The organism is Gammaproteobacteria bacterium (genome assembly GCA_016712635.1).
GTDB lineage: Bacteria > Pseudomonadota > Gammaproteobacteria > SZUA-140 > SZUA-140 > JADJWH01.
The window spans coordinates 192,234-212,746 of the sequence record JADJQS010000008.1; the positions used below are offsets into that span (position 1 = coordinate 192,234).

Genomic DNA, 20,513 nt, shown 5'->3' on the forward strand with positions numbered 1-20,513 from the left:
GCGCGAACTTCGCGCTCACCCCGCGATTCACAGGTTTTGATTTTCACTCAGTCCTCAGTCCTTAGTCCTAAGTCCTGTGTTATGCGCTCGCGCTGGCGCTGCTCCTGCTGCAGCGCCCACATCCTGGCGTACACCCCGGCGCCGGCGAGCAGCTCGCGGTGCGTGCCCTGCTCGACCAGACGGCCTTGTTCCATCACCAGGATGCGGTCTGCGTCGACGATGGTCGACAGGCGGTGCGCGATGACCAGCGTGGTGTGGTCGGCCGCGACCTCGCGCAGCGCGCGCAGGATCGCCTGCTCGGATTCCGAGTCGAGCGCCGAGGTGGCCTCGTCGAACACCAGGATGCGCGGCTGCTTGAGGATGGCGCGTGCGATCGCGATGCGCTGTTTTTCGCCGCCGGAGACCTTGAGCCCGCGCTCGCCGACGACGGTGTCGAAGCCGTCGGGCAGGTTTGCGATGAAGCGAGTCAGGTGCGCCATCTCCGCCGCGCGCTCGATCTCCGCGCGGTCCGCCTCGGGGCGCGCGTAGGCGATGTTGTAATAGATGGTGTCGTTGAACAGCACCGTGTCCTGCGGCACGATGGCGATGGCCGCGCGCAGGCTCTGCTGGGAGATGTCGCGGATGTCGGCGCCGTCGATGCGGATCGCGCCCCGGTCGACGTCGTAGAAGCGGAACAGCAGGCGGACCAGGGTGGACTTGCCGCCGCCGCTCGGGCCCACCACCGCCACCTTCTGCCCGGGCGTGATCTCGAAGCTGATATCGTCGAGGATGCGGCGGCGGTCGTTGTAGGCGAAGCCGACGCGGTCGAAGACGACATGGCCGCGCCCCGCGGGCAGCGCGGGCGCGGCATGCCTGTCGTTCACGTCACGCTGCTCGGCAAGCAGCCGGAACATGCGCTCCATGTCCGCCAGCGAATGCTTGATCTCGCGATACACGAAGCCGAGGAAGTTCATCGGGATGAACATCTGCATCATGTAGACGTTGATCATGACGAGGTCGCCCAGCGTCATGCCGCCGTTGGCGACGCCGCGCCCGGCCAGCAGCAGCATCCCGGTCATGCCGAAGGTGATGATGGCGCCCTGGCCGATGTTGAGCGAGGCGAGCGAGGTCTGGCTCCTGATCGCGGCGCCCTCCCAGTCGCGCAGGTTGGCGTCGTAGCGGCGCGCCTCGTAGTCCTCGTTGCCGAAGTACTTCACGGTCTCGTAGTTGAGCAGGCTGTCGATCGCCCGGGTGTTGGCCTTCGAGTCCATCTCGTTCATCTCGCGCCGGAACTTCATGCGCCATTCGGTCACCAGCAGCGTGAAGGCGATGTAGATGACGGCGCAGCCGAGCGGGATGAGGGCGAACCAGGCGTCGTAACTGATCAGCAATATGACCGCGATCAGGCCGATCTCGATCAGCGTCGGCAGGATGTTGAACACCATGAAATTGAGCAGGAAGCTGATGCCGCGGCTGCCGCGTTCGATGTCGCGTGACACGCCGCCGGTCTGGCGGTCGAGGTGGAAGCGCAGCGACAGCGAGTGCAGGTGGCGGAACACCTGCAGCGCGATGCGGCGGATCGAGCTCTGGGTGACCTTGGCGAAGATGGCGTCGCGCAATTCGCCGAACACCACACCGGCGAGGCGCACCGCGCCGTAGCCGAGGATCAGCCCGAGCGGGACGAGGATGACCGGCTGCAGGCTGGCGTCGAGGGCATCGACGATGTGCTTGAGCACCAGCGGGACGCCGACGTTGGCGACCTTGGCCAGGACCAGGCAGAACAGGGCGAGCAGCACCCGCGGCTTGTGTTCCCACAGGAAGGGGAGCAGGGTCTTCAGGGTGTGCCAGTCGTTGCGCTCGGGCGGGGTCATGACACGCCCAGCTTACCGGGGGGTTGCCGCACAGGCAATGAAGGTCCGCCCGCCCGTTTATGCCCTCGGCTTGAATTTTCCCGGGAAAAGCCCCATCGTCTGGTGTGGTTTGTAACAGAAGGGGTACGCGAATGCCGATTTACGAATATTCCTGCGGCGCCTGCGGGCACGCACTGGAAGCGATGCAGAAGATGAACGACCCGGCGCTGACCGACTGTCCCGCCTGCGGCAAGCCGGCGCTGAAGAAGCAGATATCCGCCGCGGGCTTCGTGCTCAAGGGCGGCGGCTGGTACGCCACCGATTTCCGCGACAAGGGCAAGAAGAAGGACGACACCCAGAAAGACGACACCCAGAAAGACGACGCCAAGAAAGACTCCAAGTCTGCCGCTGCGGGCGATGCCCCCGCGCCGGCCGCCGCCGGGTGTGGCTCGGGCGCCTGCGACGCCTGCGCGGACTGACCCGGCCGCCGCATGGCATTGTTTCGCAAGTATCTCATTGCCGGGCTCATCGTCTGGGTGCCGGTGGTCGCGACCCTGTTCGTCATCAAGGTGGTCGTCGACCTGCTCGACCAGGTGCTGCTGATCCTGCCGGGGCGCTTCCACCCCGACACGCTGCTGGGATTCCACCTCCCCGGCCTCGGGGTGCTGCTCTCGATCTTCGTCGTGCTCGCGACCGGCGTGGTCGTCGCCAACCTGTTCGGGCGCCAGCTGGTGGCGGCCTGGGAGGCGCTGATGGCGCGCATTCCGCTGGTACGCACCATCTATTCGAGCGTGAAGCAGCTCACCGAATCGGTGTTTACCACCACGGGGATGTCCTTCCGCAAGGTGCTGCTGATCCAGTTCCCGGGTCCGGGCATGTGGACGCTCGCCTTCTATACCGGCGAACTGTCGGGCGAGGTGAGCGAGCGCCTGGAGCAGGAGCTGATCAACGTGTATGTCCCCACCGTCCCGATACCGACCACCGGCTATTTCATCATGATGTCGCGCGCCGACGTCATCGAAATCGACATGTCGGTGGACGACGCCCTCAAGATGATGCTCACACTGGGCGTGATCATCCCGGAGTGGAAGAAGCGGGAGCTGACCGGTAGCTGACGGAGGCGGTTTCCCCAACAGGGGGACAGATTTCAAATCTGTCCCCGAACACCGTTGTCCCCGACCGCCGACGGATGAGCTTGAGATAAATCGGGGACAGACTTCAAGTCTGTCCCTTTCCGTCATGGGGACGGATTTGAAATCCGTCCCCGAATATGCGGAAAGTGATAGAATACCCCGCTCAACCGGCCGCGGCCGGTTCGTGCTTCGTTTCCGACATCCAACTTTCAACTGAATCTATGCGCACCCACTACTGCGGTCACGTCACCGAGGCCCTGGTCGACCAGGAGGTTGAACTCTGCGGCTGGATGCACCGCCGGCGCGACCACGGCGGCGTGATCTTCGTCGACCTGCGCGACCGCGAGGGCCGGGTGCAGGTGGTGTTCGATCCGACGGTGCCCGACAGCTTCCTGGTCGCGGAGAAGGTGCGCAGCGAATTCGTGCTGCGCGTCAAGGGTCGCGTGCGGCCGCGCCCGCCCGGCACCGTGAACCCCGACCTGCCGACCGGCCGGGTCGAGGTGCTGTGCCGCGAACTGGAGATCCTGAACCCGGCGGAGACGCCGCCGTTCGTGCTCGACGAGGACAGCGAGGTGAACGAGGACGTGCGCCTGCGCTACCGCTACCTCGACCTGCGCCGGCCGCTCATGCTGCGCAACCTCACGCTGCGTTTCCAGGTGGCGCGCACGCTGCGCCGCCACCTCGAGGACCAGGGTTTCATGGAGATCGAGACCCCGATCCTGACCAAGTCCACGCCGGAGGGCGCGCGCGACTTCCTGGTGCCGAGCCGCAACAGCCCGGGCGAATTCTATGCCCTGCCGCAGTCGCCGCAGCTGTTCAAGCAACTGCTGATGGTGGCGGGCATGGACCGCTATTACCAGATCGTGCGCTGCTTCCGCGACGAGGACCTGCGCGCCGACCGCCAGCCCGAATTCACCCAGCTCGACATCGAGACCTCGTTCCTCGACGACGAGCAGTTGATGACGCTGATGGAGCGCATGATCCGCGAACTGTTCGCGGAAGTGCTCGAGGTGGCGCTGCCCGACCCGTTCCCGCGCATGACCCACGCCGAGGCGGTGGCGCGCTTCGGCATCGACCGCCCGGACCTGCGCATCCCGCTCGAGCTGACCGAGGTCACCGACCTGATGAAGGCGGTCGATTTCAAGGTATTTGCCGGCCCGGCCAACGACCCGCACGGCCGCATCGCCGCGCTGCGCCTGCCGCGCGGCGGCGAACTGACGCGCAAGGAGATCGACGACTACACCCAGTTCGTCGCCATCTACGGCGCGCGGGGGCTGGCCTACATCAAGGTCAACCAGCGCGCCGGCGGCCGCGACGGCCTGCAGTCGCCGATCCTCAAGTTCCTGCCCGACGACGTCATCGCGGCGATCCTCGAGCGCACCGGGGCGGAGGACGGCGACCTGATCTTCTTCGGCGCCGACAAGGCCAAGGTCGTCAACGAATCGCTCGCCGCGCTGCGCGTGAAACTCGGTCATGACCGCGGCCTGGTCGCGCACGGCTGGCGCCCGCTGTGGGTGGTCGATTTCCCGATGTTCGAGTGGGACGACAAGGGCAACCGCTGGGCCGCGCTGCACCACCCGTTCACGCGGCCGCGCGTCCGGGACGCCGCCGAGCTGGAGGCCAGCCCGGGCCAGGCCACCTCGTTCGCCTACGACATGGTGCTGAACGGCACCGAGGTCGGCGGCGGCTCGATCCGCATCCACCGCAGCGAGATCCAGTCGGCGGTGTTCCGCCTGCTCGGCATCAGCGACGAGCAGGCCGAGGCCAAGTTCGGCTTCCTGCTGCGCGCCCTCAAGTTCGGCTGCCCGCCGCACGGCGGCATCGCCTTCGGCCTCGACCGCCTGGTGATGCTGATGACGGGCTCGCCGTCGATCCGCGACGTGATCCCCTTCCCCAAGACGCAGACCGGCGCCTGCCTGATGACCGATGCGCCATCGCCGGTCGACGAGGAGCAGTTGCGCGAACTCGGCCTCCGCATCCGCAAGGCGGCGCCGTAGCGGGATGCGCGGCGCAAGCCGCGGTGACGCAACGGGTTTTTATCCCGTGACCGTGTCATTGCGGCGCTGCTTTGTTAACATGGATGCCAGCCGCCTCTTGATATTCAGACTGACCGCAGCAAAGTTGTTCCAAACAGGCATGTAGCCCGGATGGCGCGCAGCACCTCCATCCGGGCTACGATTCTGATCCGACCTGCGATTTTGATTGATTGAGTGAGGTTGTAGCGCCATGACCGCGAACGCCGCCGTCGTTCCGACCGCACCGGACGTCACCGGTGAGGAGTGGGAGGCCCGCATCCGCGCCGCCAAGGCCGCGCTGGGCGAGCGCCTGCTCATCCTCGGCCACCACTACCAGCGCGAGGAGGTCTACCGCCACGCCGATGTGAGCGGCGACTCGCTCAAGCTGTCGCGCCAGGCGGCGGCCTCGCGCGCCGAATTCATCGTGTTCTGCGGTGTGCACTTCATGGCGGAGGTGGCCGACATCCTGACCCGGCCGGAACAGCGCGTCATCCTGCCCGACCTCAGCGCCGGCTGTTCCATGGCCGACATGGCGAACCTCGCCAAGGTCGAGCGCGCCTGGCGCGAGCTGGCCACCGTGCTCGCGCCGGACGAGACCGTGACGCCGGTCACCTACATCAATTCCGCCGCCGACCTCAAGGCCTTCTGCGGCCGCCACGGCGGCATCGTCTGCACCTCGTCGAACGCCGGCCGCATCCTCGAGTGGTCGTTCGCGCGGCGCGCGAAGGTGCTGTTCTTCCCCGACCAGCACCTCGGCCGCAACACCGGCCACCGCATGGGTATCCCGCTCGACGAGATGGTGGTATGGGACTTCAACCAGCCGCTCGGCGGCCTGACGCCGGAGCAGATCCGGAATGCGCGCATCATCCTGTGGAAGGGCTTCTGTTCGGTGCACCAGATGTTCCGCCCCGAGCACGTCGACCGCTTCCTCGCGCAGTACCCGGAGGCGAAGGTCATCTCGCACCCGGAATGCTCGTTCGAGGTGTGCCAGAAGTCGGACTTCGTCGGCTCGACCGAGTACATCATCCGGACCGTCGCCGATTCGGCGCCCGGCACGCGCTGGCTGGTCGGCACCGAGCTCAACATGGTGCAGCGCCTGCACGAGCGCCACCGCCACGAGGGCAAGTCCGTGCACTTCATGTCGCCGACGATCTGCATGTGCTCGACCATGTTCCGCATCGACCCGCCGCATCTGTGCCGGGCGCTGGAGGCGCTGGTCGAGGGTCGCGTGATCAACCAGATCTCGGTGCCGGCGGACGAGGCCGCCGAGGCGCGGCTGGCGCTGGAGCGGATGCTGGACCTGCCGTAGGGGGACAGATTTCAAATCTGTCCCCTTCTCCTTTCGGTAAGGTATGGGGACAGACTTAAGTCTGTCCCCATGTCCTATGACGGTCATCTTCCTCCACGGCATCTGGATGACCGGCCCCGACATGGCGGTGCTGCGCCGCCGCGTGCGCGCCTGCGGTTTCCCGGTCCGGCAGTTTTCCTATCCGAGCGTACGCATCCCCCCGCGCGAGAACGCCGCGCGCCTGCAGCGCTGGCTCGCGGGCGTCGAGGCCGACACGGTGCATTTCGTCGCGCACAGCCTGGGCGGGCTGGTGCTGCGCTGGCTGCTGCACGATTTCCCCGCCCAGCGGCCCGGCCGCGTCGTCACCCTCGGCACGCCGCACGCCGGCAGCCGGGTCGCGGCGGCCTGCGTCCGGCGGCCGGTGCTGCGCCGGGTGCTGGGCGCGAGCGTGGAGCGGGGCCTGCTCGGCGACCTCCCGCCCTGGGACGGCACGCGCGAGCTCGGCGTCATCGCCGGTACGCGCGAATTCGGCATCGGGCGCTTCGTCACCCGCCTGGCGCCGCCCCACGACGGCACGGTGGAGGTCGGCGAGACCTGCCTCGACGGCATGACGGATTTCGTCACCGTCCGCGCCACGCATCTGGGGCTGCTCTATTCCGCGGCGGCCGCGCGGCAGGTGTGCGCCTTCCTCGCCGGCGGGCGTTTCCAGGGTGGGTAGGGGACGGATTTGTCGGATAAGGGGACAGACTTAAGTCTGTCCCCTTGCTTATGCTTATATATATGGATGGCGAGTTACAAGCGGCGGAAAAATCGCTACACTGCAACCAATTCCGCTCCGTACCCGTCCCCACGGGGATGACACTCATTTTATGGCACGCATACTCGGCATAGACCCAGGTTCGCGCGTGACCGGTTTCGGCGTGATCGAGACCGGCGGCCGCAAGCCCGTGTACATCGCGAGCGGCTGCGTCCGCAGCGACGACGACGACCTGGCGCGGCGCCTGAAGACCATCTTCGAGGGCCTGTGCGCGGTCATCGCCGAGCACCGACCGGACGAGGCGGTGATCGAGAACGTGTTCGTCAAGCGCAACATCGAGTCCGCCCTGAAGCTGGGCCAGGCGCGCGGGGCCGCGATCACCGCCCTCGCGATCCACGGGCTGAGCGTCCACGCCTACAGTCCGGCCCAGATCAAGCTCGCCGTCGCCGGCAAGGGCAACGCCGCCAAGGAGCAGATCCAGCACATGGTGCGCGCGCTGCTCAGCCTCCCCGCGGCGCCGCAGGCCGACGCCGCCGACGCGCTTGCCTGCGCGCTGTGCCACTGCCACACCGGCGCAACGCTCGCGCACATCGCGCGCGCCGGCGCGCTGGCGCGGGAACAGCGGCTGTGATCGGGCGCCTGCGCGGCACGCTGGTCCAGCGCCAGGCCCCGTTCCTGCTGCTCGACGTGAACGGCGTCGGCTACGAGCTCGAGGCCACCATGAGCACCTTCAGCGACCTGCCCGCGCCGGGCGCCGAGTGCGTGGTCTACACCCACCTGATCGTGCGCGACGACGCCCACCTGCTGTACGGTTTCGCCGACCTCGCCGAGCGCGCGCTGTTCCGCGAGCTGATCAAGGTCAACGGCGTCGGCGCGCGCATGGCAATGAACGTGCTGTCCGCCATGCCGGTCGGAGAGTTCGCGCGCAGCATCCACGAGGGCGACACCGCCGCGCTGACCCGGGTGCCGGGCATCGGCAGGAAGTCGGCCGAGCGCCTGATCGTCGAGATGCGCGACCGCCTCGGCGAAGATCACCCCGCCGGCGCGCCGGCGCTTGCCGCCGCCCGCCCCGGCGCGCCGGCCGATCCGGTGCACGACGCGGTGAGCGCGCTCGCCGCGCTCGGCTACAAGCCGCACGAGGCGAGCCGCATGGTGCGGGGCATCGACGCCACGGGCAAGAACAGCGAGGAGATCATCCGCTCCGCGCTGCAGGCGGCGGTGAGATAGCGCATGATCGAGACCGACCGCATCATCATGGCGGAGGGCCTCCGCGGCGAGGACGTGGTGGATCGCGCGGTGCGCCCGGCCCGGCTCGCCGACTACGTCGGGCAACTGGCCGTGCGCGAGCAGATGGAGATCTTCATCCGCGCCGCCGGGGCGCGCAACGAGGCGCTCGATCACACCCTGATCTTCGGGCCGCCCGGCCTCGGCAAGACCACGCTCGCCCACATCATCGCCAACGAGCTCGGCGTGAACCTGCGCCACACCTCGGGTCCGGTGCTGGAGCGCGCCGGCGACCTCGCCGCGCTGCTCACCAACCTGGAGCCGAAGGACGTCCTGTTCATCGACGAGATCCACCGCCTGAGCCCGGTCATCGAGGAGGTGCTCTATCCGGCGATGGAGGACTACCAGCTCGACATCATGATCGGCGAGGGCCCGGCGGCGCGCTCCATCAAGCTCGACCTGCCGCCCTTCACGCTGGTCGGGGCGACCACGCGCGCCGGCCTGCTCACCTCGCCGCTGCGCGACCGCTTCGGCATCGTGCAGCGGCTGGAGTTTTACACGGTGGAGCAGCTGACCGCCATCGTGACGCGCGCGGCCGGCATCCTCGGGGTGCCGATCGACGCGGCGGGGGCGGGCGAGATCGCGCGCCGCTCGCGCGGCACCCCGCGCATCGCCAACCGCCTGCTGCGGCGGGTGCGCGACTACGCCGAGGTGCGCCAGGACGGGCGCGTCACCGGCGCGGTCGCCGACCAGGCCCTGCGCATGCTCGACGTGGACGCCGGCGGCCTCGATGCCATGGACCGCCGCCTGCTGCTGACCATCATCGAGAAGTTCGAAGGCGGCCCGGTCGGCGTGGACAGCCTGGCGGCCGCAATCGGCGAGGAGCGCGGCACCATCGAGGACGTGATCGAGCCGTTCCTGATCCAGGAGGGCTACCTCATGCGCACCGCGCGCGGCCGCATGGTGATGCGCGGCACCTATCAGTACCTCGGGCTGACCCCGCCGGACCGGGCGGCGCCGGCACCGGACCTGTTCGGGGTGCAATGACGGGTTTTCCGCGGTTTTTCCGCGCCACGCGCGGAAAATGCGCCGCAATCTCCATGACATGACGTCCGATTTCCTCTAATATTCCCGACTTTGTGACACGTGACGATGGCGCGATCGCCCATGTTTTACTGGCCGGTGCGGGTGTATTACGAGGATACCGACAGCGGCGGCGTGGTTTACTACGCCAATTACCTGAAATATATGGAGCGTGCGCGCACGGAATGGCTGCGGAACCTGGGCATCGAACAGGATGTCCTGGCCAGGAGCGAGGGAATCATCTTCGCGGTGCGCTCGCTGGCGATCGACTACCTGCGCCCGGCCCGTTTCAACGAGCAGCTGTATGCCGGCGCCGAGGTGCGCGCGCGCCGCGCGGCGAGCCTCGAGTTCGCGCAGCGCGTGGTGCGCGCCGACAGCCGGCCGGCCGCGGAGGCGGTGCGGGAGGGCGGCGCGGAGGAACTGTGCACGGCGCGTGTGCAGATCGTGTGCGTGGACGCGGCGGGGCTGCGGCCGCGGCGCATACCGGAATACCTGATGGCGGAGACACTGAGTGAAGGTTGACTTGTCGTTGTTCCACCTGGTGACGAACGCCAGCTTCCTGGTGCAGATGATCATGCTGCTCCTGCTGCTGGCCTCGGTCGCGTCCTGGACCCTGATCTTCCGCAAGTGGCGCGAGCTGAAGACCGCGCGCCTGACCATGGACCAGTTCGAGGACCGCTTCTGGTCGGGCGGCGACATCGCCGAGCTGCACCAGAAGATCTCCGCGCGCAAGCAGGTGATCCAGGGCGCCGAGCAGCTCTTCAACGTCGGCTTCACCAGCTACCTGCACATCCTGAAGAAGAAGGGCGCGAGCACGGCCGAGGTGCTGGACGGCACGCGCCGCGCGATGCGCGTGGCGCTCAACCGCGAGGCGGACAAGCTCGAGACCCACCTGCCGTTCCTCGCCACCGTCGGTTCGATCAGTCCCTTCGTCGGCCTGTTCGGCACGGTGTGGGGCATCATGAATTCCTTCCGCGCGCTCGGCAACGTGAGCCAGGCGACGCTGGCGATGGTCGCCCCCGGCATCGCCGAGGCGCTGATCGCCACCGCCATGGGCCTGTTCGCGGCCATCCCGGCCGTCATCGCCTATAACCGCTACGTTCACGAGGTGGAGCGGATGATCAACCGCTACGACAACTTCCTCGAGGAATTCACCGCCATCCTGCAGCGCCAGACGCCGAGCGGCCTCGGCGGCGGCAGGTCCGCGGTCGTCACGGAGGAGGCCGACTGATGCTGCGCCGGGTGCATCGGCGTCCGATGTCCGAGATCAACGTGGTGCCGTACATCGATGTGATGCTGGTGCTGCTGGTGATCTTCATGATCACGGCCCCGCTGCTGACCCAGGGCGTGCAGGTGGAGCTGCCCAAGGCGGCGGCCAAGCCGATGAAGAGCGAGCAGCCCGAGCCGCTGGTCGCCTCGGTCGATGTGCAGGGCCGCATCTACCTCAACATCGGCGGCAACGAGGATCAGCCGATCGACGCCGACACGCTGGTGCAGCGCACCGCGGCGGTGCTGCGCAACAAGCCCTTGACGCCGGTGATGGTGCGCGGCGACAGCAAGGCCGACTACGGTTCGGTGGTGGCGGTGATGACGCTGCTGCAGAAGGCGGGCGCGCCGAGCGTCGGGCTGGTGACTGAGTCGCCGGAGACGAAGCGGCGGTAACCCGATGAAGCGACCGAATCTGCTGGCGGAGATCGCGTCCGGCCTGGGGGGATGGTTGCGGGGGCTGGCCGCGCAGCCGCGCTACCTCATCTATGCCGTGCTGGTGCACGTCGCCTTCTTCATCGTGCTGGTGATGAGCTTCGAGTGGACGCCGACCCCGACCGGATCACCCGCCCCGGAGGTCGATATCATCGAGGCCGTCGTCATCGACGAGACCAAGGTGCAGCAGGAGCTCGACAAGCTCAAGCGCGCCGAGGCGCAGCAGAAGGCGGACGAGGCGCGCAAGCGCGATCAGTTGCGCAAGGCCGAGGAGGCCCGCAAGCGCGAGGAGCAGCGCCTGACCCAGTTGAAGCAGGAGCAGGAAGAGGCACGCAAGGCGGCCGAGGTCGCCGAGAAACAGGCTGCCGAGGCCAAAAAGCAGGCGGAGACCGCCAGGCAGCAGGCGGAGGCGACGCGCAAGGCCGAAGATGCGCGCCGGGCGGAGGACGCCCGCAAGGCGGAAGAGGCGCGCAAGGCGACCGAGACGGCGCGCAAGGCCGCGGAGGCGAAGAAGGCGGAAGAGGCGGCACGCCAGGCGGCCGCCGCGCGGGAGCGTTCCGCGCGCGAACAGAGCGAAGTGGACAAGTACGTCGTGATCATCAAACAGAAGGTCGAGCGCAACTGGATCAAGCCGGTGCAGTGGCAGAACCTGCGCTGCCGGGTGCGGGTGAACCTTATCCCGGGCGGCGACGTCATAAATGTCAAGATCGTGACCGGCAGCGGGGACCCCCTGTTCGACAGCTCGGTCGAGGCAGCCGTGCGCAAGGCCTCGCCCTTGCCGGTGCCGTCGGCCAGCGATCCGCTGTTCGACCGTTTCCGTGAACTGGAGTTTGTCTTCAACCCCCAGGGTTAATCATGCAGCCATTGCTCAGGACACTTGCCCTCATCGCCTGCCTTTCGTGCACCATGAACGCGCAGGCCGTATTGACCATCGAGATCACGCAGGGCGCCGCCGGCGCGCTGCCGATCGCGATCGTGCCGTTCTCCTGGACCGGCGCGGAGCCGCTGCCGGTGGATGTCGCCGGAATCATCTCCGCCGACCTGCAGCGCAGCGGGCGCTTCTCCCCGCTCGCGGTCAAGGACATGGTGTCGCGCCCGACCGAGGCCGCGCAGGTCAATTACCGCGACTGGCGCATGGTCGGTATGGACAACCTGGTGGTGGGGCGGGTGACCCCCCAGGCCGACGGCTACATGGTGCAGTTCCAGCTGCTCGACGTCGTCAGGCAGACCCAGCTCGCCGGCTACACCGTCAACTCCGACCGCGCGAAGCTGCGCTGGACCGCACACCAGATCGCCGACATGATCTACGAGACCCTGATCGGCGAGCCGGGGGCGTTTGCGACGCGCATCGCCTTCGTGTCGGAGATCCTGGAGGCGGGCAAGCGCAAGTATTCCCTGCAGGTGGCGGATTCCGACGGCTTCAATGCGCGCCCGATCCTGAAGTCCGCCCAGCCCCTGATGTCGCCCTCGTGGTCGCCGGACGGCAACCGCCTGGCCTATGTCTCGTTCGAGACCGGGGCAGCGGCGATCTACGCCCAGGACATCAATACCGGGCGGCGCGAGATCATCTCCTTCGCCAAGGGGCTGAACAATGCGCCGTCCTGGTCGCCGGACGGCAGAAAATTGGCGCTCGTGCTGTCCAAGGACGGCAATCCCGAGATCTACGTGCTCGACCTGGCCGCCAAGCAGCTGCGCCGCCTGACCAACAACTTCGCCATCGACACCGAGCCGGTTTGGACCCCCGACGGGGCTGCGATAATATTTACCTCCGATCGGGGCGGCGCGCCGCAGATCTACCGGGTGGCGGTGGGTTCCGGCGAGACCACGCGGCTGACCTTCGAGGGCAAGTACAACTCGCGGCCCGCGCTCTCCCCGAACGGGAAATACATGGCGTTCGTGCACGGGACGGGCAACCAGTTCAGCATCGCGACGATCGAACTCGCGAACGGAAACATGCAGGTGCTGACGAATTCGCAACTCGACGAGTCGCCAAGTTTTGCACCCAATGGTAGCATGGTCATCTATGCGACCAAGGAGAAGGACAGAGGATTCTTATCCGCAGTGTCGGTCGATGGCCGCGTGCGCCAGCGGCTGATACTGCAGGAAGGACAGGCACGCGAACCCGCCTGGTCACCCTATGTAAGGTGAGTAATGGGCGTTTTGGCAATTTGAACATCGGGACCAAGAAAAGACACTAAGGAGACCATCATGAAATGTTTTACCAAGTTGACTTTTGCAATACTTCCGCTGACCTTGCTTGCCGCCTGCGCCTCGACGCCGGATGAGCAGGCCGCGTCATCGGACACCGGCGCGCAGACGCAGCCGATGACGTCGGGCGGCGGCGCCCAGAGCATGGGCGCGGACGGCTCCGGCGGCACGCAGATGAACCCGCTCAACGACCCGAACAGCCTGCTGTCGAAGCGCGTCATCTACTTCGATTTCGACAAGGCCGACATCCGGCCCGAGTTCCGCGACATCGTGCAGGCGCACGCCGCCTACCTGGGCCAGAACGCCAACGTCAGCGTCACCCTCGAGGGTCATGCGGACGAGCGCGGCTCGCGCGAATACAACATCGGCCTCGGTGAGCGCCGTGCCATCGCGGTCAAGAACGTGCTGACGCTGCAGGGCGCCGGCAGCAGCCAGGTCGAAACGGTAAGCTACGGCGAGGAACGCCCGGTCGCAATGGGCCACGACGAGCAGTCCTGGGGCCTGAACCGCCGCGTCGAGATCGTCTACCGCTGATCCATCCCGCGACTTAGGGTATGGGACGCGCAACATGGGCGGTCGCCACGGCGGCCGCGTTAACGCTGATCACGGTCAACGCGCGCGCGGCCTCCGCGCTGCCGCCCATCGTTGAATCCCGGCCCGTCACGTCTTCGGGTTCACCATCCGTGCAGGGCCCGGCAGGCGCCGGGTCCGCACCACGACCTCAGAGCCTGGAAGATCGCGTCGCTCGCATCGAACGCCAGCTCGACAACCAGACCCTCGTCGACATGTACACCCGCCTCGATGCCCTGACACAGCAGGTGCAGGAGCTGCGCGGCACTGTCGAGGAACAGACCCACCACATGCAGGGCGTGGAACAGCGCCAGCGTGAGATCTATCTCGACTTCGACCGCCGCCTGCGCCAGCTCGAGACGCAGCTCGCCGATATGCAGGCGTCCGCAACGCCGTCCGCGCCGGCACCGGACGCGCCGGAGTCCGCCGGCACCGCCGCCTCGGCGGGAGAACAGGCCGCCTACCAGCAGGCCGTGGACACCCTGCGCGCCGGGCGCAACCAGGAATCGATCACCTCCCTGCAGGATTTCCTCACACGCTATCCGGAGAGCCAGTACGCCGCCAATGCGCAGTACTGGCTGGGCGAGGCCAACTACGTCATGAAGCGTTACCCGGAGGCGGTCGCCGAGTTCGAGAAGGTGGCCAGACTCTACCCCGACAGCGGCAAGGTGCCGGACGCCATGCTCAAGCTCGGCTACAGCCAGTACGAGCTCGGCCAGTACGACCAGGCCGGCGCCACGCTCAACGCCATCATCGACAAGTACCCCAAGAGCACCGCCGCGCAGCTCGCGCGCAACCGGCTGCAGCGGATCAATACACGGTAAGGTGTAAGGTGTAAGGCGTGAGGGGTGAGGGGGTAACCTCTTTCTGCCGCCATGCGCCTCACCCCTCACGCCTCACCACAGGCGGGAGTGATAACATATCCCCATCCGTACGCAGTCCCGTGCCCGCATGAATGCCTTGACCGCACAATCCGCCGAGAAAACCCTGCGCATCACCGAGATCTTCTTCTCGCTGCAGGGCGAGTCGCGCACGGTGGGACTGCCGACGGTGTTCGTGCGCCTGACCGGCTGCCCGTTGCGCTGCGACTACTGCGACACCGCCTATGCCTTCACCGGCGGCGAGACCATGACGATCGGCGACGTGCTGGCCGCGGTGCGCCGCCATCCGGCGCGCTACGTCACCGTCACCGGCGGCGAGCCGCTGGCGCAGAAGGACTGCCACGTGCTGCTGGCGGCGCTGTGCGACGCGGGCTACGAGGTCTCGCTCGAGACCGGCGGCGCGCTCGACGTCGCCGCGGTCGATCCGCGCGTTGTGAAGGTGCTGGACCTCAAGACGCCGGGCTCGGGTGAGTCCGCGAAGAACCGCCTCGAGAACCTCGCGCACCTGACGCCGCGCGACCAGATCAAGTTCGTGATCTGCGACCGCGCCGATTACGACTGGACGCGGCAGATGATCGCAAGCCACGGCCTCGCCGCGAAATGCGAGCTGCTGCTGTCACCGGCCTGGGGCCGCCAGGATCCGGCGCAGCTCGCGGAGTGGATCCTCGCCGACGGCCTGCCGGTGCGACTGCAGGTGCAGCTCCACAAGATCCTGTGGGGCGAGGCGCGGGGGCGCTGAGCATGAACGCGGCGACCCCCGCCCGCCCGCGCGCCGTCGTGCTGCTCTCCGGCGGGCTCGACTCCGCGACCCTGCTCGCGCTCGCGCACGAACGCGGCTTCGCCTGCCACGCGCTCTGCTTCTCCTACGGCCAGCGCCACGGCGCCGAGACCATCGCCGCCGCGCGGGTCGCCGACGCGCTGGGCGCGGTCGAGCTGCGCGTCATGAGCCTGTCCGGTCTCGGCGACCTCGGCGGCTCGGCGCTCACCGACACGAACATCGCGGTGCCGGAGGCGCCGAGCGCGGGCATCCCGGTCACCTACGTGCCCGCGCGCAACACCGTGTTCCTCGCTCGCGCTCGCCTGGGCCGAGGTGCTCGGCGCGTGCGACATCTTCATCGGTGTCAATGCGGTGGACTATTCCGGCTATCCCGATTGTAGGCCCGAGTTCATCGCGGCCTTCGAGAAGACGGCGAACCTCGCGACCAGGGCCGGGGCCGAGGGCGGGCATTTCCGCATCCACGCCCCGCTGATCGAGCTCGGCAAGGGCGACATCGTCCGCGAGGGCCTGCGCCTCGGCGTGGACTATGCGCTCACGGTGTCGTGCTACCAGGCGGACCCGCACGGCCGCGCCTGCGGGCGCTGCGACTCCTGCCGCCTGCGCGCCGAGGGTTTCCGCGCCGCCGGCGTCCCGGACCCGACGCGCTATCGCTGATACGGCGGGAATTCCGCCGGGATTTGGATTGGCGCGGGGGGAGTTTTGCGGCTAAAATGGCCCATTCCGCCGGGCCGCGGGTAAGACACTGGCCCGGGTCGAACAATCCAGCAGCAAATCAGATTACCGCATTGGGCCGTTAGCTCAGTTGGTAGAGCACCGGACTTTTAATCCGTTGGTCCCGCGTTCGAGCCGCGGACGGCCCACCAAACATCTCAGTCTTTCAGTAACCCGATCGTGGGAACCGCGTGCAGGAGCGCGTCAAGGCAGTCGTTGTCGATGGCGATGCCGCGCTGTCGCTGCATGATCTCGATGGATTCCTCAACCGGAATAGCCGCGCGATAGGGGCGGTCGGCGGTGAGCGCATCGAAGATGTCGCACAGGGTGATAATGCGCGTCTCGAGCCTGATCTGATCGGCGGGCAGGCCGCGGGGATAGCCCTTGCCGTCGAGGCGTTCGTGGTGGGCGCCTGCGACCAGAGCCAGTTCCGCGAAGGGGCTCAGGCGCATCAGTATCTCTTCGGTGTGCTGGGGGTGGCGTTTTACCGCGGACCATTCCTCCGCGGTCAGCCCGGACGGCTTGTCGAGGATGGAGTTGCTCACGCCGAGTTTTCCAAGGTCGTGCAGGAAGGCACCGCGGCGCAGCCAGCGCCGGCGCTCGGGCGACAGTCCGAGGTGCTGGGCGATCAGGCTGGAGTATTCCGCGACGCGTGTGCTGTGACCATAGGTGTAGGGGCTTTTGGCGTCGACCACGCGGCCGAACGCCGAGGAGATGGCGTCGAGATAGTCGTCGTCGACGATCATGCCCTTCGAGGCCGGTTCCAGGTCTGCGACCCGCGCCTCGAGCTCAGGTGATTTCAGGGTCTCCCAAAGCGCGCCAAACCGTCCGGCACTCTCGAAGGCGCGCACGACCTCAGGATCGAACCAGGTGTGGCTGCGGCCCGCCACCTCCGCCAGCGCCCGCTGCGGCCCGCCGATCGAATGGAACACGTCGGCCACCTGCGACAACAGGGCGATGCGCGAGTTGAGCGGGATCGCCGCGCCGCTGATGCGGAAGGGCCGCCCCTTGCCGTTCCAGTGTTCGTCGAGGCAGCGGATGCCGTTGGCGATCCGGTCGTTGAAGCCGAGTTGCTGCGCGATCTCCGCCCCGCGCTCGCACCGCGTCATGATGAGTTCGGTCGCGAGCTGTTCGCCGTGTTTCGCGAGATGCATGATGTGGCGGATGCGCTCGCCCAGTTGCTTGCCGAGCGCAGTGTGCCGGAGCACGAAGCTCGTGATCTCGACCAGCCGCTGCGAATCGACGAGCTTGAAGTCACGCTTGGTGGTGTGGTCGTCATAGCCGTAGAGTTCGCACAGGCGGGCGGCGTTGCTGCTGCAGCCCGCGTCCTTCAGCAGCAGGGTGTAATAGAGGTCCCACAGGTGCTCGGTGTCCAGTCCGAGCGTCTTGCCGACGTGGACGCCGATCCAGCAACTGCGCAGACAATGGCCTGGCGGCTGTCCCTCCGTCAGGTCTAGCGCATAGCTGAGGGCGCCGATCACTTCGGAAAGCAGGATGTGCTCCTGCGCATGAATCAGTCTTCCTGTGATGCGGGCGGTCATAATCCCTTCCTCGCCGCGAGCCTATGTCTGAAGAATCGCAACCAGCTGACAAGTAGCACGCCATGCAGCCGCGCATTTTCATCAGAAAACAAAGGGATATACGGTGTAATAGCCGCGGTGGGAATCGCCGCATGCAACGGCAAGCAACGAAACGGCGGATGCGGGGCTGCAGGGCCGCATCTGCAGCCGGCGGCTAACGGTTTTTAAACGCGCTCAGGCCGAGATTGAGCAGCCGCTGGATGAACTGCGCATAGGTCATGCCGGCCTTCTCGGCGGACAGGGGCCATCTCTTCGGTGCTGGACAGGGCGGCGTTGGCGTTGACGTCGAGCACGTAGACCTTTGCCGTCCTGGTTCAGGCGCAGGTCGATGCGCGTAACCGCTGAGGTCGAGGGTGCGGTAGATGCCGGCACAGCTTCGGGATTGCCCTCGGTCATGCCGGCGGGCAGGGGTGCGCACGAACTGGTAGTCGATGCCGTGGCGCTCGCGGTATTTCTCGTCCCACTTCACCTTGTAGGTGGCGATGCGCGGCCGCCTTCGTCCCTGGTCGCCGAACACCAGCTCGCGACCAGCGCAGCCACCTGCAGCCGGTTGTTGCCGATCACCGTGGCGTAGAGCTCGCGTCCTTCGATGAACTGCTCAGCGATGACGTCTCCGCCGCTCATCTCCTGCACCTGCACGACACGGTGGATGAGCTCGTCGGCGTCGTCGACCACCGAGGCCTGGGAGATGCCGAACGAACCCTGCTGCAACTGCTTCACCAGCATCGGAAAGGGGGCGGGTCGCGCCCCGCGCGCCGTAACGATCCCCCGCGGAAGGTGCCGGAATAAGGCACCGGGACGCGGTGGTGGCTCAACAGTTTCTTGGAAAGCGCCTTGTCGCGCGACAGCAGCAGCCCGCGCGGGTTGCAGCCGGTGTAGGGCAGCTAGAGCATCCCAGGTAGCTGACGATGTAGTCCAGCGCGACATTGCCCGCGAACCCTCCAGCAGGTTGAACGCGATGTGCGGCTTCCACTCGTCGATGGCGTTCCTCACCGGCGTCAGGTCGTCGCCGACGCCGACGATGCGCGCCTCGTGCCCGAGTGTGAGCAGCGCCTGGCGGACGTCGTGTTCGGTCTGGTACCCGGGCATGCGCGGATCGTTCCGGTCCGGGTCGTCCGGCGGCACCAGGTCGAAGTGCGTCAGCATCATGACCCGCAGTTTTTTATTGCTCATAGGTAGATGCGGAACCCGCCGCTGTAGAATTTCTGCAGTACGACCGAGGGGAGCAGCGCCGCCTCCGGCTTCATCTCCTGCTCCGCGCGCGACGCGCAGGCCGGGTTCGTCGCAGCGCCGCTCCATGCCCCCTCAGCACCTCGCTGATGCGGTAACTGTACTCCGCCGTCCAGCGCTCGACGATGTCGATGATATCGCGCCGCGCGGCGCATGTATGCGCGAGGCCTTTGTTCGTTACGGGCGTGCGCCGGATCGGCCGGAGAACATCTTCAGCAGGTCGCGGTCGGAAAACTCCGGGCCGTCCGAGCCGTAGCGGGCGACCTTGGCGGCGTAGTGCCCGCGCAGGGTCATGCGTATCCGGTCCGTCGGGCGGTCCTCGCGGCGGTTGCTGAGCCGGGGGCGCTGGGCGCGGACGTCTCTCGCGCATCAGCGCGTCGACGTACTCGGGTTTCCAGGCCGGCCAGTAGCGGTAGCGCCGCCGCCAGTCCGACTCAGGGCCGCCAGACGGCGAAGGTATCCGCCCAGTCCTCGTGGGCATGTGCCCGCGCATACCAGTGGAAGGCAGGTCGTGCACGAAGCGCTTGCTAGGGGCTTGGGCAGGTAGGTGTCGGGATAGCCGCGTTGGGGCGGCCGAGTGGCCCTCCAGTCGCGCCGCTCGTCCAGCCGGTAGGCGTTCAGCAGGGCGTGCGGTCTCTTGGCGCAGCAGGGCGCATGCACCACTCGGGCGTGCCGCCCTCCCACCTCCAGAGCGCCTCCGTGTTCCAGGACGCAGCCGCGAGTGGGCGAGGTAGAACGGGATGGCGCGCCGGGCGGCACGCCGTCCGGGCAGTACCACTCGTCCGACAGCCAGAAGCGGCCGGAAGAGCAAGCCGCGCTGCTCGAGCTCGCGGTAGAGCTGCCGGATGCGCGGGTCCAGCGGCGATCCTTCGATGCGCAGGCCGAGTCGCAGATGCGCAGGTCCAGCAGCCTGTCCTGGGCAGGCGCGCCCAGCGCGGTACCAGGCACGCGCGGCGGCCTTTTCGGTTTCTTCCGCACCGCCATCGCGCGATAGGGAAAACGGGTGCGATGGAAAATCCGGACCGGTTCATTCCGTCCGGCCGTTGGATGATGAATCGCGCCAGGGTAAAAGATGCTTCGGCCGGAGCGGGGCCATGGGCCAGGACAGCTTCAGCTCACCCCGCGGAAAAGATCGTTCCGTCAATGGCGCGGTGTCCGTGGAAAAAGCTCCCCGCCCGGAACGGACGGATGCCAGTGATCGGCCGCTTTTTCACCGCCGGGGCAATACGGCATAAGTGTTACGCCCTGCCGTTTCCCGGCCTGGAAAGCGGCGGGGATTCCCGTGAAAATCAGCCGTTTCCAGGCCGCAGCGCCGGTCGCTTGGCCGGGCCCGTCCCGGCTGATATTAATACCGACGTCCTCACCGTTTCACCGGGTCGGAGCATGCTGGGAAGAAAGAAGAAGAACGAGCAACGGATCCAGTCGCTCGGGAAGATCGACCAGTTCCTTGCCATCTACGACGAGGACTACGCTACCTTCCTCGGGCGGGAACATAATCTGGAGCGAGAGCGGCATGTGTGTTCTG

At 67.1% G+C, this 20,513-nt stretch carries 23 protein-coding genes, 1 tRNA gene and 1 pseudogene; 20 read left to right on the plus strand and 5 right to left on the minus strand.

The window, feature by feature from the left end; translation table 11 throughout:
- Window positions 1–47 precede the first annotated feature (47 nt).
- Window positions 48–1,850 (minus strand): ABC transporter ATP-binding protein/permease, encoded by a 1,803-nt coding sequence (locus IPK65_11790; protein ID MBK8163784.1) that lies wholly within the window; start codon window positions 1,848–1,850, stop codon window positions 48–50.
- 131 nt (window positions 1,851–1,981) lie between these two features.
- Between IPK65_11790 and IPK65_11795 the strand changes: the two genes are divergently transcribed.
- From IPK65_11795 to IPK65_11880, 18 genes and pseudogenes are all read left to right on the plus strand, one after another.
- Window positions 1,982–2,308: a zinc ribbon domain-containing protein gene (locus IPK65_11795; GenBank protein ID MBK8163785.1), complete on the plus strand. Its 327-nt coding sequence runs from the start codon at window positions 1,982–1,984 to the stop codon at window positions 2,306–2,308.
- Between the two features lie 12 nt (window positions 2,309–2,320).
- Window positions 2,321–2,944 carry a DUF502 domain-containing protein gene (locus tag IPK65_11800; protein ID MBK8163786.1) on the plus strand — a complete coding sequence of 208 codons (624 nt, stop codon included), beginning with the start codon at window positions 2,321–2,323 and terminating at the stop codon, window positions 2,942–2,944.
- 239 nt (window positions 2,945–3,183) lie between these two features.
- On the plus strand, window positions 3,184–4,959 hold the full coding sequence (aspS, locus tag IPK65_11805; protein ID MBK8163787.1) for an aspartate--tRNA ligase: 1,776 nt from the start codon (window positions 3,184–3,186) through the stop codon (window positions 4,957–4,959).
- Window positions 4,960–5,188: 229 nt separating this feature from the next.
- Window positions 5,189–6,286: a quinolinate synthase NadA gene (gene nadA / locus IPK65_11810; protein ID MBK8163788.1), complete on the plus strand. Its 1,098-nt coding sequence runs from the start codon at window positions 5,189–5,191 to the stop codon at window positions 6,284–6,286.
- A 76-nt stretch (window positions 6,287–6,362) separates the two neighbouring features.
- Window positions 6,363–6,983, plus strand: a complete 621-nt coding sequence (locus IPK65_11815) for an alpha/beta hydrolase (protein ID MBK8163789.1) — start codon at window positions 6,363–6,365, stop codon at window positions 6,981–6,983.
- A gap of 151 nt (window positions 6,984–7,134) precedes the next feature.
- A complete protein-coding gene (ruvC, locus tag IPK65_11820; GenBank protein ID MBK8163790.1) occupies window positions 7,135–7,653 on the plus strand; it encodes a crossover junction endodeoxyribonuclease RuvC in 519 nt (172 codons plus the stop codon).
- Complete coding sequence (gene ruvA, locus IPK65_11825) at window positions 7,650–8,249, plus strand: Holliday junction branch migration protein RuvA (protein MBK8163791.1); 600 nt, start codon at window positions 7,650–7,652, stop codon at window positions 8,247–8,249. Before ruvC ends, ruvA begins: the two co-directional genes overlap by 4 nt.
- Before the next feature lie 6 nt (window positions 8,250–8,255).
- Window positions 8,256–9,293 carry a Holliday junction branch migration DNA helicase RuvB gene (gene ruvB, locus IPK65_11830; protein MBK8163792.1) on the plus strand — a complete coding sequence of 346 codons (1,038 nt, stop codon included), beginning with the start codon at window positions 8,256–8,258 and terminating at the stop codon, window positions 9,291–9,293.
- Between the two features lie 105 nt (window positions 9,294–9,398).
- Window positions 9,399–9,851 carry a tol-pal system-associated acyl-CoA thioesterase gene (gene ybgC / locus IPK65_11835; protein ID MBK8163793.1) on the plus strand — a complete coding sequence of 151 codons (453 nt, stop codon included), beginning with the start codon at window positions 9,399–9,401 and terminating at the stop codon, window positions 9,849–9,851.
- On the plus strand, window positions 9,841–10,560 hold the full coding sequence (gene tolQ, locus IPK65_11840) for a protein TolQ (GenBank protein ID MBK8163794.1): 720 nt from the start codon (window positions 9,841–9,843) through the stop codon (window positions 10,558–10,560). The genes ybgC and tolQ overlap by 11 nt, the downstream gene beginning before the upstream one ends.
- Window positions 10,560–10,991, plus strand: coding sequence for a protein TolR (gene tolR, locus IPK65_11845; GenBank protein MBK8163795.1), 432 nt, complete (start codon window positions 10,560–10,562; stop codon window positions 10,989–10,991). The genes tolQ and tolR overlap by 1 nt, the downstream gene beginning before the upstream one ends.
- Before the next feature lie 4 nt (window positions 10,992–10,995).
- Window positions 10,996–11,883: a cell envelope integrity protein TolA gene (gene tolA, locus IPK65_11850; GenBank protein ID MBK8163796.1), complete on the plus strand. Its 888-nt coding sequence runs from the start codon at window positions 10,996–10,998 to the stop codon at window positions 11,881–11,883.
- A 2-nt stretch (window positions 11,884–11,885) separates the two neighbouring features.
- Window positions 11,886–13,178 carry a Tol-Pal system beta propeller repeat protein TolB gene (gene tolB, locus IPK65_11855; protein MBK8163797.1) on the plus strand — a complete coding sequence of 431 codons (1,293 nt, stop codon included), beginning with the start codon at window positions 11,886–11,888 and terminating at the stop codon, window positions 13,176–13,178.
- Window positions 13,179–13,238: 60 nt separating this feature from the next.
- A complete protein-coding gene (gene pal, locus IPK65_11860; protein ID MBK8163798.1) occupies window positions 13,239–13,772 on the plus strand; it encodes a peptidoglycan-associated lipoprotein Pal in 534 nt (177 codons plus the stop codon).
- Window positions 13,773–13,792: 20 nt separating this feature from the next.
- Window positions 13,793–14,632, plus strand: coding sequence for a tol-pal system protein YbgF (ybgF, locus tag IPK65_11865; GenBank protein ID MBK8163799.1), 840 nt, complete (start codon window positions 13,793–13,795; stop codon window positions 14,630–14,632).
- A 127-nt stretch (window positions 14,633–14,759) separates the two neighbouring features.
- Window positions 14,760–15,428: a 7-carboxy-7-deazaguanine synthase QueE gene (gene queE, locus IPK65_11870; GenBank protein MBK8163800.1), complete on the plus strand. Its 669-nt coding sequence runs from the start codon at window positions 14,760–14,762 to the stop codon at window positions 15,426–15,428.
- 2 nt (window positions 15,429–15,430) lie between these two features.
- Window positions 15,431–16,121 (plus strand): annotated as a pseudogene (gene queC / locus IPK65_11875) (7-cyano-7-deazaguanine synthase QueC).
- A 133-nt stretch (window positions 16,122–16,254) separates the two neighbouring features.
- Window positions 16,255–16,330: transfer RNA gene (locus IPK65_11880), tRNA-Lys, on the plus strand.
- Window positions 16,331–16,336: 6 nt separating this feature from the next.
- On the opposite strand, the gene IPK65_11885 is transcribed toward IPK65_11880, so the two are convergent.
- From IPK65_11885 to IPK65_11900, 4 genes are all read right to left on the minus strand, one after another.
- Complete coding sequence (locus IPK65_11885) at window positions 16,337–17,719, minus strand: HD domain-containing protein (GenBank protein MBK8163801.1); 1,383 nt, start codon at window positions 17,717–17,719, stop codon at window positions 16,337–16,339.
- Window positions 17,720–17,912: 193 nt separating this feature from the next.
- Window positions 17,913–18,227, minus strand: a complete 315-nt coding sequence (locus tag IPK65_11890) for a hypothetical protein (GenBank protein ID MBK8163802.1) — start codon at window positions 18,225–18,227, stop codon at window positions 17,913–17,915.
- On the minus strand, window positions 18,224–18,931 hold the full coding sequence (locus tag IPK65_11895; GenBank protein ID MBK8163803.1) for a hypothetical protein: 708 nt from the start codon (window positions 18,929–18,931) through the stop codon (window positions 18,224–18,226). Before IPK65_11895 ends, IPK65_11890 begins: the two co-directional genes overlap by 4 nt.
- A complete protein-coding gene (locus tag IPK65_11900; GenBank protein ID MBK8163804.1) occupies window positions 18,928–19,143 on the minus strand; it encodes a hypothetical protein in 216 nt (71 codons plus the stop codon). Before IPK65_11900 ends, IPK65_11895 begins: the two co-directional genes overlap by 4 nt.
- Window positions 19,144–19,709: 566 nt before the next feature.
- Between IPK65_11900 and IPK65_11905 the strand changes: the two genes are divergently transcribed.
- Entirely contained in the window at window positions 19,710–19,982 is a 273-nt protein-coding gene (locus IPK65_11905; protein ID MBK8163805.1) for a hypothetical protein, read from the plus strand.
- A gap of 14 nt (window positions 19,983–19,996) precedes the next feature.
- Window positions 19,997–20,513, plus strand: a 517-nt coding sequence (locus tag IPK65_11910) for a hypothetical protein (GenBank protein ID MBK8163806.1), incomplete at its 3' end; no start/stop codon positions are given.

Excerpts from the sequence above, each read along its gene's own strand:
- IPK65_11790 (MBK8163784.1), bottom strand. The coding sequence starts at position 1,850 with ATGACCCCGCCCGAGCGCAACGACTGGCACACCCTGAAGACCCTGCTC.
- IPK65_11795 (MBK8163785.1), top strand. The coding sequence starts at position 1,982 with ATGCCGATTTACGAATATTCCTGCGGCGCCTGCGGGCACGCACTGGAA.
- IPK65_11800 (MBK8163786.1), top strand. The coding sequence starts at position 2,321 with ATGGCATTGTTTCGCAAGTATCTCATTGCCGGGCTCATCGTCTGGGTG.
- aspS (MBK8163787.1), top strand. The coding sequence starts at position 3,184 with ATGCGCACCCACTACTGCGGTCACGTCACCGAGGCCCTGGTCGACCAG.
- nadA (MBK8163788.1), top strand. The coding sequence starts at position 5,189 with ATGACCGCGAACGCCGCCGTCGTTCCGACCGCACCGGACGTCACCGGT.
- IPK65_11815 (MBK8163789.1), top strand. The coding sequence starts at position 6,363 with ATGACGGTCATCTTCCTCCACGGCATCTGGATGACCGGCCCCGACATG.
- ruvC (MBK8163790.1), top strand. The coding sequence starts at position 7,135 with ATGGCACGCATACTCGGCATAGACCCAGGTTCGCGCGTGACCGGTTTC.
- ybgC (MBK8163793.1), top strand. The coding sequence starts at position 9,399 with ATGGCGCGATCGCCCATGTTTTACTGGCCGGTGCGGGTGTATTACGAG.
- tolR (MBK8163795.1), top strand. The coding sequence starts at position 10,560 with ATGCTGCGCCGGGTGCATCGGCGTCCGATGTCCGAGATCAACGTGGTG.
- tolA (MBK8163796.1), top strand. The coding sequence starts at position 10,996 with ATGAAGCGACCGAATCTGCTGGCGGAGATCGCGTCCGGCCTGGGGGGA.
- tolB (MBK8163797.1), top strand. The coding sequence starts at position 11,886 with ATGCAGCCATTGCTCAGGACACTTGCCCTCATCGCCTGCCTTTCGTGC.
- pal (MBK8163798.1), top strand. The coding sequence starts at position 13,239 with ATGAAATGTTTTACCAAGTTGACTTTTGCAATACTTCCGCTGACCTTG.
- ybgF (MBK8163799.1), top strand. The coding sequence starts at position 13,793 with ATGGGACGCGCAACATGGGCGGTCGCCACGGCGGCCGCGTTAACGCTG.
- queE (MBK8163800.1), top strand. The coding sequence starts at position 14,760 with ATGAATGCCTTGACCGCACAATCCGCCGAGAAAACCCTGCGCATCACC.
- IPK65_11885 (MBK8163801.1), bottom strand. The coding sequence starts at position 17,719 with ATGACCGCCCGCATCACAGGAAGACTGATTCATGCGCAGGAGCACATC.
- IPK65_11895 (MBK8163803.1), bottom strand. The coding sequence starts at position 18,931 with ATGAGCAATAAAAAACTGCGGGTCATGATGCTGACGCACTTCGACCTG.
- IPK65_11900 (MBK8163804.1), bottom strand. The coding sequence starts at position 19,143 with ATGCGCCGCGCGGCGCGATATCATCGACATCGTCGAGCGCTGGACGGC.